Source organism: Caballeronia mineralivorans PML1(12) (assembly GCF_001028175.1).
GTDB classification, from domain to species: Bacteria; Pseudomonadota; Gammaproteobacteria; order Burkholderiales; family Burkholderiaceae; genus Caballeronia; species Caballeronia mineralivorans.
Genome location: NZ_AEJF01000236.1, coordinates 1 through 14221, shown reverse-complemented (window position 1 = coordinate 14221; position 14221 = coordinate 1). Strand labels below are relative to the sequence as shown.

At 61.0% G+C, this 14221-nt stretch carries 11 protein-coding genes; 4 read left to right on the top strand and 7 right to left on the bottom strand.

The window, feature by feature from the left end; genetic code table 11:
* The first annotated feature begins 47 nt into the window (after positions 1-47).
* A complete protein-coding gene (locus EOS_RS38835; protein WP_160312572.1) occupies positions 48-944 on the top strand; it encodes a LysR substrate-binding domain-containing protein in 897 nt (298 codons plus the stop codon).
* On the opposite strand, the gene EOS_RS38830 is transcribed toward EOS_RS38835, so the two are convergent.
* From EOS_RS38830 to aldA, 4 genes are all read right to left on the bottom strand, one after another.
* A complete protein-coding gene (locus EOS_RS38830; protein ID WP_047897543.1) occupies positions 911-2575 on the bottom strand; it encodes a GMC family oxidoreductase in 1665 nt (554 codons plus the stop codon). The genes EOS_RS38835 and EOS_RS38830 overlap by 34 nt on opposite strands.
* 15 nt (positions 2576-2590) lie before the next feature.
* On the bottom strand, positions 2591-3808 hold the full coding sequence (locus EOS_RS38825) for a mandelate racemase/muconate lactonizing enzyme family protein (protein ID WP_047897542.1): 1218 nt from the start codon (positions 3806-3808) through the stop codon (positions 2591-2593).
* Complete coding sequence (locus EOS_RS38820) at positions 3805-5073, bottom strand: MFS transporter (RefSeq protein WP_082163687.1); 1269 nt, start codon at positions 5071-5073, stop codon at positions 3805-3807. The genes EOS_RS38825 and EOS_RS38820 overlap by 4 nt, the downstream gene beginning before the upstream one ends.
* Before the next feature lie 130 nt (positions 5074-5203).
* Positions 5204-6628 (bottom strand): aldehyde dehydrogenase, encoded by a 1425-nt coding sequence (aldA, locus tag EOS_RS38815; protein WP_047897540.1) that lies wholly within the window; start codon positions 6626-6628, stop codon positions 5204-5206.
* A gap of 236 nt (positions 6629-6864) precedes the next feature.
* Between aldA and EOS_RS38810 the strand changes: the two genes are divergently transcribed.
* The gene (locus EOS_RS38810) at positions 6865-8250 is read left to right on the top strand and encodes an FAD-containing oxidoreductase (protein ID WP_047897539.1); all 1386 of its coding nucleotides are present in this window, start codon (positions 6865-6867) and stop codon (positions 8248-8250) included.
* 1 nt (position 8251) lies between these two features.
* Here the strand turns inward: EOS_RS38810 and EOS_RS38805 are convergent, their stop codons facing one another.
* Positions 8252-8995, bottom strand: a complete 744-nt coding sequence (locus tag EOS_RS38805) for an enoyl-CoA hydratase/isomerase family protein (protein WP_047897538.1) — start codon at positions 8993-8995, stop codon at positions 8252-8254.
* Positions 8996-9049: 54 nt separating this feature from the next.
* Entirely contained in the window at positions 9050-10363 is a 1314-nt protein-coding gene (locus tag EOS_RS38800; RefSeq protein ID WP_047897537.1) for an MFS transporter, read from the bottom strand.
* A 167-nt stretch (positions 10364-10530) separates the two neighbouring features.
* Between EOS_RS38800 and EOS_RS38795 the strand changes: the two genes are divergently transcribed.
* Together EOS_RS38795 and EOS_RS38790 are read left to right on the top strand one after the other, a co-directional pair.
* On the top strand, positions 10531-11472 hold the full coding sequence (locus EOS_RS38795) for a LysR family transcriptional regulator (RefSeq protein WP_047897536.1): 942 nt from the start codon (positions 10531-10533) through the stop codon (positions 11470-11472).
* A gap of 177 nt (positions 11473-11649) precedes the next feature.
* Positions 11650-12861, top strand: a complete 1212-nt coding sequence (locus EOS_RS38790) for a CaiB/BaiF CoA transferase family protein (RefSeq protein ID WP_047897535.1) — start codon at positions 11650-11652, stop codon at positions 12859-12861.
* A 23-nt stretch (positions 12862-12884) separates the two neighbouring features.
* Here the strand turns inward: EOS_RS38790 and EOS_RS38785 are convergent, their stop codons facing one another.
* A complete protein-coding gene (locus EOS_RS38785) occupies positions 12885-14168 on the bottom strand; it encodes an MFS transporter (protein ID WP_047897534.1) in 1284 nt (427 codons plus the stop codon).
* Positions 14169-14221: the final 53 nt, after the last annotated feature.

The window sequence follows — 14221 nt, the reverse complement described above, 5'->3', positions numbered from 1 at the left end:
GGCACGTCGCGAGCCAACGAACCGTCCAGAACACCGTGAAACGCAAAATGCCCGCGCTGAATGCGCTCAAAGCTTTCGAGGCGGCCGGCACGACCGGCAGCTTTACCCGTGCAGCCGAGCTGCTCAACGTCACGCAAAGTGCCGTGAGCCGGCAGGTCAGGCAACTGGAGGAGCAACTCGGCGAGACGCTGTTTTCACGTCGCCACCAGCATCTTGTCCTGACGCCCAGCGGCCGCTTGCTGCTGCGTGCGCTGCAACAATCGTTCGACAAGATAGAACTGACGGTGCGCGCCATCAGCCAGAACAACGACGTCAACCGCCTGCGCATCAACGTCCCGCCGACGTTCGCCGCGCGCTGGCTGGTGCCGCGTCTCGGACGTCTGCGCGAAGCATTCCCGCAACTGGATCTGAGCATCACGACGCGCGCGGACGACGGCATCACGGATTCGAACCGGCTCGACTGCGCGGTCCGTTTCGGCGATGGCGAATGGAGCAATCTCGAAAGTACCTTGCTGATGCACGAGCGCCATATTGCAGTGGCGTCGCCTGCGCTGCTGGATCGTGAAGGCGTGGGCGCGCCGGTCGATCTAAACCGCGCAACCCTGCTGCATATTCTTTCGGGCGAAGATCAGCGTTACCTCACGTGGCAGCACTGGCTGGACGCAGCGCGTATTGAAGGCGTGGATACGGACGGCGGCCATGAGTTCGACTTGCTCGATCTGTCGATACAAGCGGCCATCGACGGCATGGGCATCACCATCGCTGATCGCCACATGATTGCGGCCGAACTGGCCTCCGGGCAATTGCGCCAGGTGCTGGACGTGGAGGTGGAAGGGCGGCAATCCTACTGGTTCGTGCTGCGTCCCGAGCAGCGTGCAAGCGGGACGCAGCGGCTTTTCCAGCAGTGGCTTCAGGCCGAAGCGGCTGCAAGCATTTCGCGTTGAACGAAGGATGGCGCGGTGGCGTCGTCGAGAATCATCTGCGCAGCTTTTTCCGCCACCATCATCACCGGCGCATTGATGTTGCCCGACGTGACGTTCGGGAAAATGGAGGCATCGACAATACGCAACGACTGCAAGCCATGCACGCGCAGACGACTATCGACTACGGCGGTTTGCGGGTCCGGGCCCATCGCGCACGAACCGCACAGGTGGTAGATCGAGCCGCTGTTGTCGCGGAAATATTGCAGCATGGCGGCATCGTCGCCGTCGGGAACCACGGATGCGCCCGGCAGCGTTTCTTCCACCGTCACCGCGCGCAATGCCGGTGCCTGCATGATCGCGCGGATCAGGCGGCTGCCCTGAATCACTTCATCGATATCCTTCTGCGTGCTCAGGTAGTTGGCGTGAATCAACGCGGCATCCTTAGCATTCGCCGATGCAATCTCGATCGATCCGCGGCTCGTCGGGCGGCACGGGTTGAACGCGAGCAGGAAGCCGGGGTACGGCTCGGGCGTGAGCTGCGAGCGACTCGACTTCGGAATCCGGTACGACAACGGATTGAAATAAAGCTGCATGTTGGCAAGCGGGCTGGCGGGGTCGGTGTTGAAGAAACCACCGGCCTGATTCACGCTCATCGCGAGCGGCCCCTTGCGCGTCAGCAGATACTGCAGACCCAGTTTCAACTTGCCCAGCAGCGAGCCGAAGTCGCCGTTCAGCGTCGGCATGTTCGCACGATAGTAGTAGCTGGCGCACAAATGGTCCTGCAGGTTCTGGCCGACAGCCGGCAGCGCGTGCACGAGCGAAATGCCGTGGCGCGCAAGCAGTTCTTTCGGACCGACGCCGGAGAGTTGCAGCAGCTTCGGGGTATCGACTGCACCGGCGCACAAAAGCACTTCGCGCGTAGCGTGGAAGCTTCGTTGCACACCGTTCTGCGATACCTCGACCCCCGTTGCGCGCAGACCATCGAAAAGCACGCGCGAGGTCGGCGCGTGATGCTCGATATGCACGTTCGAGCGCTTCAACGCCGGTTCAAGATAGGCCACATTGCTCGATGCACGCTGACCCTTGTGCGTGTTCACGTCGTACACGCCAACGCCTTCGATCTGTTCGCCGTTGAAGTCGTCATTGCGCGGAATGCCCATTTCATCGCAGGCATCGAGGAAATGCCGCGTGATGGCGTGAATGCCGCGTTTCATCGATGTCACGTGAATCGGGCCACTGGCACCGTGCATGGCGGTGTTGCCGGCCTCATGTGTTTCCAGCTTGCGGAAATACGGCAGCACGTCCCTGTACGACCAGCCTGAGTTGCCCGCAGCGGCCCAGTCGTCGAAGTCGCGGGGCGCGCCGCGCACGTAGATCATCGCGTTGATGGAGCCCGAGCCGCCTTGTACCTTGCCGCGCGGCGCGTAGATCTTGCGATTCGCGAGCTCCGCTTCCGGCTCGGTGTAATACATCCAGTTGCAGCCCGGATCGTAGTAGGTCTTCGCAAAGCCGACCGGAATCTTGAACCAGAACGAATCGGCCTTGCCGCCCGCTTCGAGTACGAGCACGGAGTATTGTCCTGATGCGGACAAACGCTCGGCAAGAATGCAGCCTGCCGATCCGGCGCCAACGATGATGTAGTCGTAAGTCATGTGTTTCACTTGCCCTCAGCCTTTGGCCGGAGAAGAATCCCGGACGTCGGCGGGCTTTGACGCCATCTGCAAGTGCAAACGTTCGCCGGTGTAAGGGGAATGCGCGCGCACGACATCCATGTTCAGCTCCACGCCGAGTCCCGGCGCTTTCGACGGAATGATGTAACCGTCTTCCCACTGAATCGGCGTTTTCAGCACCTGCGCATGAAAACCGTCCCAGGTGCCGATGCTTTCCTGGATCAGGAAATTGGGCGTGCACGCGGCCAGCTGGATGCTCGCGGCCGCGCCGATCGGTCCGTTGTAGAGATGCGGTGCGATCTGTGCGTAGTAGACTTCAGCAAGCGAGGCAATCTTCTTGGCTTCGAGCAGGCCACCACAACGCGCGACGTTCAATTGAAGAATCGATGCCGCACCCGATTGCAGCAGTTTGAAAAATTCGTACTTGGTAGTCAGGCGTTCACCGGCTGCTATCGGAATGCTGGTATGCCGCGCGACTTGCGCCATGGCATCTTCCTGACCGGGAGGAACGGGTTCTTCAAACCATAGCGGATCGTATTTTTCGAGGCGTTGAGCGAGGCGAATGGCCGACGACGGCACCATCTGACCATGCGTGCCGAACAGCAGGTCGCATCGATTGCCGACTGCTTCGCGAATGCGCTTGCAGAAGGTCTCGCAGCGTTCGAGTACATCGAGCGAAAGCTGATGGCCCGAGTACGCGGTGTACGGACCGGCCGGATCGAATTTCACCGCGGTGAAGCCGAGGTCCGCGTTGCGCACGGCGCATTTGGCAGCGAGATCGACGTCGTCGTAGTCGTACTCACCCGCTGCGTTCTTCGGATACAGATACGTGTACGAGCGCAGCCGTTCGTTAACCAAACCGCCAAGCAGTTCGTACACCGGCTTGTCTGCTGCCTTGCCGATGATGTCCCAGCACGCCATTTCGAGGCCGCTGACGACGCCCATCATCGTGAGGTCGGGGCGTTGCGTAAAGCCGCTCGAATACGCTTCGCGGAAAAAGCGCTCTACGTGGTGCGGATCGTGGTCTTGCAGATACCGTGCGAACACGTCGTCAATGATGTGCGCCATCGCTTTCGGATGAAACGTCGCCGAATAGATTTCGCCCACGCCTTCAATTCCGCAAGCCGTTTTCAGCTTCACGAAGATCCAGTACATGCCGCCCAGATGCGGCGGCGGCACAGCTACGAAATGCGTTTCGAGAGAGACGATTTTCATTGGAGGGCATCCTTTGCAACGGTCTTGCGCATGCACTTCAGTGCCATGGCAGCCACGCCGCCAATCACGCTGATCGCAGCGATGTAGGAGAAGTAGAACTGGTAGCCAAGAAGGCCGGGGAAATGCTCAGTAGTCCAGCCGTTCACGAGCGGCAGGAACACATCGGGAGAATAACCGATCAGCGAGACCAGACCGATTGCAAGCCCGGTGATGCGCAGCGGAATGCCGCACTCGTCGAGCAGCGACCAGTAGAGGCCGCGAATCGCGTAAGTCAGAATGCCGATCAGCAGCACGACCACGGCGATCATCGCGACGCCCGCACGCGGATTGAGATGCCCGAACGTGGGCAGCACGACTAGCGCCACGAGCCCGAGTGCGGCGAGAAATAATGCGCTGGTCAGGACGCCGAGCGTGGAGAAACGATCGCCGAGATATCCACCGCCAATGCCGCCAATCGGCCGCATCCACAGCTTGAGCGTGGTGAGTGTACCGGCCATCACCACGGTCATCTTCAGGTCGCCGACTTGCAGATAAGCAGAGAAGCTATAGGTTGCCCAGAAGATCTGATACCCGCAGAACACGATAGCCGCCATCAGCCACAGTTGCGGAATGCGCATCAGCGTGACGAGATCGCTCCACAGCGAATGGTGCTGCGTGAGCTTGTCTGCTGCTTGCTGTCGTTCCTCCTTTGTCGTGGGCGGTTCCTTCACCAGCGCCATCAACAATCCGAGCCCGATACAGACGCCCGAATACAGGTAGACAACGTAGCGGAAACCGATGTTCGTCGGGAGGCCATGTTTCTCCGTGGCGGTCGCGAAGATCACCAGCGCGACAGTCGCGAGCAACGCTTCGATCAACCCGCGTCCGCCGTCGAGCAAGCCGAAGAAACGGCCTTGTTCGTCGTGCGCAGCGATGGTCTTCACGCGCTTCAGGATCGAGGCCCAGAACGTCAGGCCGGTCGTCAAACCCCAACAGCAGAACACGGCGAACAGGATGGGGAAACTGGGCGCCGTCGAATAAACGAGGCCAAGCGCACCGGTTGCGATTAATGAAAAGCAGATCAGGAAACGAGGCGCGATGCGGTCGGCAAGCCAGCCGCTCGGCAAATAGCTGATCAGAAAAACGGTGCCGAGGATCGAATACAGGTAGCCGAGCTGGCTATTGTCGATGTGAAAAAACTCGAGCATCGGGGTCTGGTAGACCTGACGCAAATACAGCAGCGGATAGATCGCGCCAGCGGCAATCACCAGCAGCAGAAGCTGCATGTATCGCTGCGGGCGAGTCGTATCGGCGATTGGCGACGTGATGCCGGTCAGGGTTTTTTCCACAATGAGTCTCCTTCGGCTGTTCGCCAGGAACGCCGTTTTTATAGATGTGCGAGTGAGTGTTGAGGTCTCAGTACTTCATGATGACAAGACGCGTCTGCGTGAATTCGAGCATGCCGTGCTTGCCGTCATCGCCGCCGAGGCCGGAGCGTTTCCAGCCTGCGTGAAAGCCCTGGTACGGATCGGCGGGCGTGCGGTTCACATACAGTTCGCCGGCTTCGATCTCGTTGGCCACGCGCATTGCCGTGCGATAGTTCTCGGTGTAAAGCACCGAAGACAAGCCGTATTGATGATCGTTCGCCATGGCGAGGGCGTCGTCGAGCGTGTCGTACGAGATCACCGGCAGCACCGGCCCGAAGATTTCCTCACGCACGATTTCCATGTCGTGGCGGCAATTGACCAGCAGCGTTGGCGGATAGAAATAGCCTGGACCGTCGGGCGAGGTACCGCCGGTGGCGACCGTTGCACCTTCGGCGATGGCGCGTTCGACCATTGCGTGAATGTTGCGTTGAGCCGAGCGACTGACAAGCGGACCCATCTTCGATGCGTCTTGCGCACGGTCGCCGAAACTCACCGCATGCATCTTCGTGCGCAACAGTTCCACGAAACGATCGTGCACGCTGGCGTGGACGTAGACGCGTTCCATCGCGGTGCACAATTGCCCGCAATGTGTTGTCTTCGACGCCACGATGGCGCTCGCTGCCGCCTCAAGATCGGCATCGGGTTCGATGATCGCGGGCGCCTTGCCGCCGAGTTCGAGCGAAGGCTTGGCGATATTCGCCTTGCAATAATCCAGCACGATGCGCCCCGCGCTCACGCTGCCGGTCAGCGTAATCATTCCCACTGCGGGATGCGTGCAGACGGTGCCCGCGGTCGCGTGGTCCATTGCCAGGACATTGAAAATGCCTGCGGGCATGCCCGCTTGCAGCGCTGCCTCGGCGATTTCGAAGGCGGACGCCGGCGTGTTATTGCTCGGCCGCACGACAACCGCATTACCCGTGATCAACGCGGGCGCAACCTTGCGCAGCAGCGTGTAGACGGGGTAGTTGAACGGAATCAGACAAGCCACGACACCAATCGGCTCGCGATGCAGGACGAGGTTTTCGTTCGGGGTATCGCTGGGGATGAGTTCGCCTTCAATCCTGCGCGCCCATTCCGCGTGAAAACGCGTGATATCCGCAGCGTAGCGAGCTTCGTTCTCCGAATCGGCTACGCTCTTGCCGGACTCCAGCGCGAGCGCTGCGCCAATCTGCGGCGCGCGTTCAACAATTGCATCGGCGAAACGGCGCAGATGCTCGCCCCGTTCAATAGCCGTCAGCGCACGCCACTTCTTTTGTGCACGCGATGCGGCTTCGACCGCGCTCAGCGCGTCGTTCTGCGAGGCCAGCGTGACGCGCGCGATGATGGCCGACGTGGCGGGATTATCGACTTCGGCGAAAGAATCGGATTGCGGCTCGACAAAACGGCCGTCGATGAAATTACGGTAGGTGCGCATCGTGATTGCCAGGGAAGGTGAAGCGTCGCGGCCGTCCGCGACGTGAATGGCGGTAGTTTTATCGGCGCGACACTCGGCCACAAGCGATTAAATCTCGACCCGTGCATGCGAAAAACGCACTGAACGACCGGCGTGTCGTGCAGCGCGATGGCCCATGGCGAGCTACCATGCGAAAACGCAACGTTTGTTCACTGATCCGCATTGATCCGGTCTGACATTTCACTGGGGAGACTCGCATGTCACAACACTTCGACGCCATCGTGATCGGCACAGGACAAGGCGGTGGCCCGCTAGGCGTCAAGCTCGCCGAGAGCGGCAAGCGCACGGCCGTGATCGAGCGGCATCTGTTCGGGGGAACCTGCGTGAACGTGGGTTGCACGCCGACCAAGACCTACGTGGCGAGCGCCCGTGCGGCGCATGTCGCGCGTCATGCAGGCGAGTACGGCGTGATCGTGGAAGGCGAGGTGCGAGTGGATCTGGCGCGGGTCAAGGCGCGTAAGGACGAGGTGATTGCAGGGTCCCGCAACGGCGTGGAGAAGTGGTTGCGCAGCACGCCGGGCGTGACGGTGCTCAACGGTCACGCCCGGTTCACGGGCGCGCATTCCATCAGCGTGCAGGGCCACGACGGCCAGCAACACGAGTTGGATGCTGACGCGATCTTCATCAACACGGGAACACGCGCGACCGTGCCGGATATCGACGGGCTGGCGAGCATTTCACATCTTACGAATTCCACCATCCTCGAATTGACCGAATTGCCGGAGCATCTGGCAATTGTCGGCGGGAGTTATATCGCGCTGGAATTCGCGCAGATGTTCCGGCGTTTCGGCAGCCGCGTGAGCATGCTTGTCAGAGGCGATCGTGTGCTCGCGCGCGAGGATAAGGACTTCGCTGAACAGATTCAGAAGGTCCTGTCGCGGGAGGGGGTGGAGTTTTTGTTCAACACGGAGACGTCGAAGGTCGAACCGGCGGGCAAGGGCGTTCGGATCATGTTGAAAGATCAGAAGAGCATCGATGCCTCGCATTTGTTGTTCGCGACCGGACGCACGCCGAATACGGATGACCTGGGGCTGGACCAAGCGGGCATCGTGTTGAACAAGCACGGCTTGATCGATGTGGACGGCGAGCTTCGCACGAAAACCGACGGCATCTGGGCGCTTGGCGATGTCAACGGCCGCGGCGCGTTCACGCATACGTCGTACAACGATTATGAAATCATCGCGTCGAATGTGGTCGATGGCGAAACGCGCAGCGTGGATTCACGCATCATGTGCTATGCAGTTTTTGTCGATCCGCCGTTCGCGCGCGCGGGGTTGAGCGAGACCGACGTGCGCCGCGACGGCCGGCCCGCACTGATCGCCACCATGCCGATGTCGCGCGTCGGCCGGGCACGAGAACGCGGCGAGACCGACGGTTTCATGAAGGTGCTGGTCGATGCCGGAACGAAGAAGATACTTGGCGCCGCGATGCTTGGTATAGAAGCCGATGAAGCCATCCATACCTTCATCGACATCATGAATGCCGACGCGCCGTACACCACGCTGCAACGCGCGATGCATATTCATCCGACCGTCAGCGAGTTGATTCCGACGTTGCTGGGAATGCTGAAACCGTTGCAATGATTTAGCTCCGGCGTTGCTTGATGCGTTGAGCGATGACCGGACTCTGAAGCGAACGCTCGTAGGCGGTTCTATCGGTGGCTTTCGATGCATCGCCCTCCGCGATCGCGGTCAGTTGACGCTTCATTGACCGTACGACGTTGGACTCACATGCGCGAAGTGCATCGACATATTCCGCCGTGCGCGCCACCAGCTCTTCGGGTTTGACGAGCTCCGTCAGGAAGCCGATGCGCAGCATCTCGGGCGCGTCCATCGTCATACCGGTGAGGAAGAGCCGTTTCGCCTGAGCCAGTCCCAACTCGCGGACGTATCGACGCATGCCGTCCGGGTAGTAATGCAAGCCGATGCGCGCCGCCGGCATGAACATGCGCGACCCTTCAACGCCGATCCTGACATCGCAGCACAACGCAAGGTCCGTCGCACCGCCATAGACGCTGCCGTTGAGCGCGCAGACAGTGGGCACCGGGCACGCCTCGAGTTCGTTCAAAAAGCTCTCGAACGAATCGTCTATATTGCCTTCTGCCAGCGCCGACAAGGTATAGCCCGAACTGAACGTGACCGCACCGGTTCCGGTTATCACCAGCGCTATGGCAGTTTCATCGCTTGCAATTAACGCGATCGTTTCCCTGAGCCCGGCAAGGTCGGCGGGATCAATGCGGTTATGTTGTTCCACACGTGTGAGCTGGATCGTGACGACGCCTTCGTGCCGCGAACAGGAAAAACCGTGGGCCATGCTGGTATTCGTCATGTCTCGTATCGAAAGTAAGTTCTGAGTTGCATACTGGCAAACCATGAATATCGATCAATCGGGCAAAGGCGCGCCCCGTGTCTCCATGGCCCATCGCAACGTAATGATTCCAACAATAAACAACGACGCGGTCAGCGCAACCGGTACGCCCAGCGTTCCAAAATGATTCACTGCGACGCCCAGGCACAGACTGACGCCCGCCGCGAAAAACCGCCCGATCGATGTCGAAAAAGCAAACGCAGTTGCGCGGATCGAGGTCGGATACTGCTCGGGCAACCATAACGCGTACATGGCCGCGTTACCGCCGCCCAGGCCGATGAAAAACGCCAGGATCATGAACGGAACGAGCCCTGCCTGAAGGTAGAACGCCCAGCCAAATCCTGCAACCAGGAACAGTGCCGCCGTCGCATAGTAGGCGGCAAGCGTCGGACGGCGGCCAAATCGGTCAGCCAGGAACGGCAACACCAGGCAGCCGATGATCGTACCAATCGAAAAAATAGCGGTCGTCGCGGAGGCCAGTTTGATCGCGGTGATGGCATCGATTCCTTGCCTCTCCGCCAACTGGATAACCGCTGTCGGCAGATAGATCGAGCCGCCCCAGAGCCCAAGAATGGCGATGGTCACGAGAACCGAATTGACGATGGTTCGCTGGCGGTACGGCCGCGAGAAAATATCGCGTAAAGGCCGTTTGCTGGGCACGGCAGCGGGCGCGTCCCCGTGCGTGCGTTGCCATTTGCGTGGTTCACGGACTTTGAGCATGGTGTACAGCGCGACCACGACAGGGAACAAGCCGCACAGGAACATGACACGCCAGCCATAGCGCGTGCCGATCGTATAGTTGAGCGCCGAGGCCAGGAAAAATCCCGCGTAATAGCCCGTTTGAAGATAACCCGCACCCGCACGCCGCCGGTCCTCGGGCCAAGCTTCCGCAACATAGGTGCCCGCGAGCGCCCATTCGCCGCCAACGCCGACGCCCGCGAGAAAGCGAAAGATCGCGAGCTCCCAGACGTTATGCGAAATAGCCGCGAGCCCGGTAAAAACCGCATAGAACACGGTCGTGGCCGCGAGTACCCGCACGCGGCCGAAGCGGTCCGCAAGCGGCCCCCAGATGTACGAGAAACCCCAGCCGACCAGGAACAACGCGAACATCAGCGATCCGGCCAGGCCGATCACGCTCGGCGTCGCGGCAAATCCCGACAACGGCAGCAATTCCTTCAACGCCGGAACGAGCACGAGCGCAAAGATTACGGAGTCCATGCCATCGAGCGTCCAGCCCGACCATGCCGCCCAGAAACCAATGATCTGCTCGCGATTGAGCGTCGTTTTACGCGGCAGCGTTTCGCCGATGGCGCGACTCGATGAGTTCACTCCTGTCTCCTTGGCTATTTTTATCGGGTCCTTGGCAAGCGGCGAAGGGACGCCCCTTCCATGGGCCCAAGGGCAATATAAGCGGCAGGCGCGACATCGTGGAAATATTGAATTACGATCCATCCATAGTGTTTTTGTTATGGACGATAAAGCCAGGAGAGTGATCGATGGACCTGAAGCAGTTGAGGTATTTCCTGTCGATCGTCGAGTCGGGGAGCATTACGCGGGCGGCCGAAACCTTGTGTATCGCGCAGCCCGCGCTGAGCCTGCATATCAAGAATCTTGAAGAGGAGCTGGGCGTGCGCCTGTTCAGCCGCAGCGTCCAGGGCGTGAAGGTGACGCCGTCGGGAGAGTTGCTTTACCGGCATGCGAAGGGGCTTGTGCGTCAGGCCGACAACACGAAGTTGCTGCTCTCGCAGCATGCGCGCCAGCCGAACGGGACGGTCGCGGTCGGCATGCCGCACAGCACCGCGCATCTGATTGCGATCGATGTCGTGCAGGAGCTGCGCGACCGCTACCCGGGCATCATCCTGGAGCTGACCGAGAGCTCGTCGTCGGAATTGCACGGACTCGTTTTGCTCGGCCGGGTCGATCTTGCGATCGTCGTCCTCGATCAGCCGGTTCGCGGACTGATACGCACGCCCTTGCTCAACGAGCAGTTGTTCCTCATACGTCATCCCGACATGGCGGACATAGGACCCACGTGCAGCCTTGCCGAACTGGCGCGCCTGCCGCTGGTGCTCATCAGTCCGCCGAATATCGTCCGGACGAAACTCGACCGGGCTTTCGCGGCAGCGCGGCTCGACTACAACCTTGTTGCTGTCGTCAACGCTACTTCCATGCTGGTTTCATGGGTCGAGAGAGGCGTGGGGGCAACTGTGCTGCCCTGGTCCGCCGTGCACGAACAGGTAACAGCAGGGCGATTGATAGCAACACCGCTTGACGGCGACGAATGGCAGCGGGATCTGTGGCTGTGCCATGCGGAATCGTTGCCGCTCACACCGGCGGGCGAAATCGTTCAGTCGCTGATCATTCAGGACGTACAACGCCGCCTCGCACCGGGCGCATGGCCCGGTGCCCGCAGTCTGCCCGCACTGGACGAAGCCTGAGCGTCTCTCCGGGCACGCACGTTCCAGAAGACTCCATAGCGCAATGTGATTGAACCATCGTCAATCCGTATTTTTCATCTGCACGGCGGCCGTCTATCGTGTCCGCTCCAAGCGTGCGCTGGTTGATAAAAACATTATCGAAGCCAGCGCCGCCGCAAGCAGATATACGGAGGGGACATGGCATTGCCGTTGCAGGGAGTCAAGGTGCTGGATTTGACACGCGCGCTCGCGGGTCCTTTTTGTTCGATGATCCTCGGCGATCTCGGGGCCGACGTCATCAAGGTGGAGCCCGCGCCAAGCGGCGACATGGTTAGGACCTGGGGACCTTTTGCCGGCGGGATCAGCGCTTACTACCTTTCGTGCAATCGCAACAAGCGCGGCATCGCGGTGGATTTTCGCAAACCCGCTGCGCTCGATTTACTGCGCAACATGGCCAGCACCGCCGACGTGGTCCTGGAAAACTTCAAGACGGGCACGATGGAGAGCATGGGGCTGGGTTATGAGACGCTATCGGCGCTTAATCCGCGGCTCGTCTATGGAAACATCACAGGCTACGGCCGCTCCGGTCCGGCCGCAAACTGGCCCGGCTTCGATCAGGTCGCGCAAGGGTACTCGGGTCTCATGAGCCTCACCGGCATGCCCGAGGCCGGACCCACGCGCGTGGGCATTGCGATCGGCGACATGACCGCCGGAATGTGGACCGCAATGGGCGTCCTCGCCGCTCTGCTCTCACGTCAAGTGACCAACCGCGGACAGCGCGTCGAGAGTTCGCTGCTGTCGGGGCTCGTAGCCATGCTGGGCGTTCAGGGCCAGCGTTTTCTGAGCGCCGGCGAGATACCCGAGCCGACCGGTAATCATCATCCGGTGATTGCGCCGTATGGGGTTTTCGAGGCGCAGGACGGTGCGCTGAATCTGGCGCCGGGTACGCCGGACATGTGGGTCAAGCTCTGCGAACTGCTTGGGCTCGAACACATCATGGCCGATCCGCGTTTCGTGACCAACGAGCAGCGCATGCAGCACCGCGAGGCGCTCAAGGAGGTTATCGATACAAAACTGCGTACGCGGACTCGCGCCGAGTGGACTGGCGAATTGAGAAGGCTCGGCATTCCGGCCGGTCCCATCAATAACCTGGAAGACGTATTCGCCGATCCTCAGGTTGTCCACTGTGGGCTGGTCGAAGAAGTGGCGCACAGCACGATAGGCCAGTTGAAGCAGGTGGCGAGCGCGATCAGGATGAGCGAGATGACCGAAGGTTCGGTTCGCATGCCGCCGCCCATGCTGGGCGAACACACGATCGGCGTGCTGGGCGAATATGGTTTTTCAGACGAGCAAATCGATGCGTGGCTGACGTCGCAGGTGGTCTTGCAGCATGAGCACGCGCTGGGCTGAAGCCAGCGCGTTCAACTTTTGGCTCACGCTGCGGGCGTTGCTTCCTTTTCCTTGGCGGCTTCCTCATTCGCGGCGGCGTCGCGTGTCTCCGGCATGGCGAGCCATACCAGCGCCACGGCGAGCGCACCCGCGGCGGCGAGTCCAAAGAAACTGGTGTTCACGCCGAACTTGTCTGCCACGAACCCGGCGATAGCCGTGCTCAGCGTCGCCCCAACGCCCGCTGCCAGCCCGAAGAATCCTATACACAAGTTGTACCGGCCCTTGCCGCCGGCCACGTCGGCGGCGATCAGCGGCAGCATCACGCCGAATACGGCGGCGCTGATACCGTCGAGCATCTGCACCGGCACCAGCAGATAAGGGCTGCTCGCGCTGCTCACGGCCGCGAACAACAACGCGCGTAACGGCAACGCTGCGAAGCCAAGGATCAGCACCGGGCGCCGTCCCCAGTTTTGCGCTTGCCGTCCGACCCACGGCGACAACCCCGCCACGATGAACTGCGGCACGATGATGCACGCGGCAATTACGAGTTGAACGTTGTCGCCCATGTGCGCGGTAACTTCGCCGGCGGCGAGGTTGAGCATCGCCGCATTCGACAAGTGGAACAGCACCACGCACGCCGCGAAGGTCAGCAGCCGCGGATCGCGCACCAGATCGCGCAGGCTCTCGGGCCGTTCGGCTCCAGCCGCGCTTACCGCTTCAGCGATGCTCGCCCCCGCTTTCGCCGCGGCTTTTTTCATGCGCGGCACGACGGGCGCCATCTCGTGATGGATCATGTTCAGCGCGACGAGCGCGGGCAGCGCGAGTGCCGCGGTCAGGAAAAACACCGAACGCAGCGACAGGTACTCCCCGAACACGCCCATCAACGCGGCTGTGAGCGCACTGCCTATCGATGCCCAGCGCGCATTGCGCCCGAGCCGGTTGCCGAGATCGGCGCGTGAGACGAGGGCGAGCGAGATTGCGGCCATCGCGGGGACGAGCATGCAACTGGCAAACCCGTGCAGTACTTCGGCCGCGAACACCGCGACAAACGTCGGGCTCGCACCGAGCAACAACGCCGCCACAATGATCGCGATGATCGCGGCGGCGGCGGCGCCTTTCTTGTTACGCAGCGCATCGACGAGCGCGCCGGCCGGCAACTGGCTCGCCATCGCGCTGATCGTGCCGACGCTCAGCATCAGCCCGATCTCGCCTTGCGTCCATTTGTTCGCGGCGAGATAGGAAGCGATGAACGGCCCAAAGCCGGTCTGCACATTCGCGACGAAGAAGTTCAGCCAATCGAGCGCGCGCAGACTTCGTGCAATTACCATATTTCAGATCGTCCTCATTGTTTCGAGGGGCGCGCAACGGCCGCCGCACCGGG

Coding starts and splice junctions, on each gene's coding strand:
- EOS_RS38790 (WP_047897535.1), top strand. CDS start 11,650: ATGGCATTGCCGTTGCAGGGAGTCAAGGTGCTGGATTTGACACGCGCG.
- EOS_RS38820 (WP_082163687.1), bottom strand. CDS start 5,073: ATGCAGCTTCTGCTGCTGGTGATTGCCGCTGGCGCGATCTATCCGCTG.
- EOS_RS38810 (WP_047897539.1), top strand. CDS start 6,865: ATGTCACAACACTTCGACGCCATCGTGATCGGCACAGGACAAGGCGGT.
- EOS_RS38830 (WP_047897543.1), bottom strand. CDS start 2,575: ATGACTTACGACTACATCATCGTTGGCGCCGGATCGGCAGGCTGCATT.
- EOS_RS38835 (WP_160312572.1), top strand. CDS start 48: ATGCCCGCGCTGAATGCGCTCAAAGCTTTCGAGGCGGCCGGCACGACC.
- EOS_RS38795 (WP_047897536.1), top strand. CDS start 10,531: ATGGACCTGAAGCAGTTGAGGTATTTCCTGTCGATCGTCGAGTCGGGG.
- aldA (WP_047897540.1), bottom strand. CDS start 6,628: ATGCGCACCTACCGTAATTTCATCGACGGCCGTTTTGTCGAGCCGCAA.
- EOS_RS38825 (WP_047897542.1), bottom strand. CDS start 3,808: ATGAAAATCGTCTCTCTCGAAACGCATTTCGTAGCTGTGCCGCCGCCG.
- EOS_RS38785 (WP_047897534.1), bottom strand. CDS start 14,168: ATGGTAATTGCACGAAGTCTGCGCGCGCTCGATTGGCTGAACTTCTTC.
- EOS_RS38805 (WP_047897538.1), bottom strand. CDS start 8,995: ATGACGAATACCAGCATGGCCCACGGTTTTTCCTGTTCGCGGCACGAA.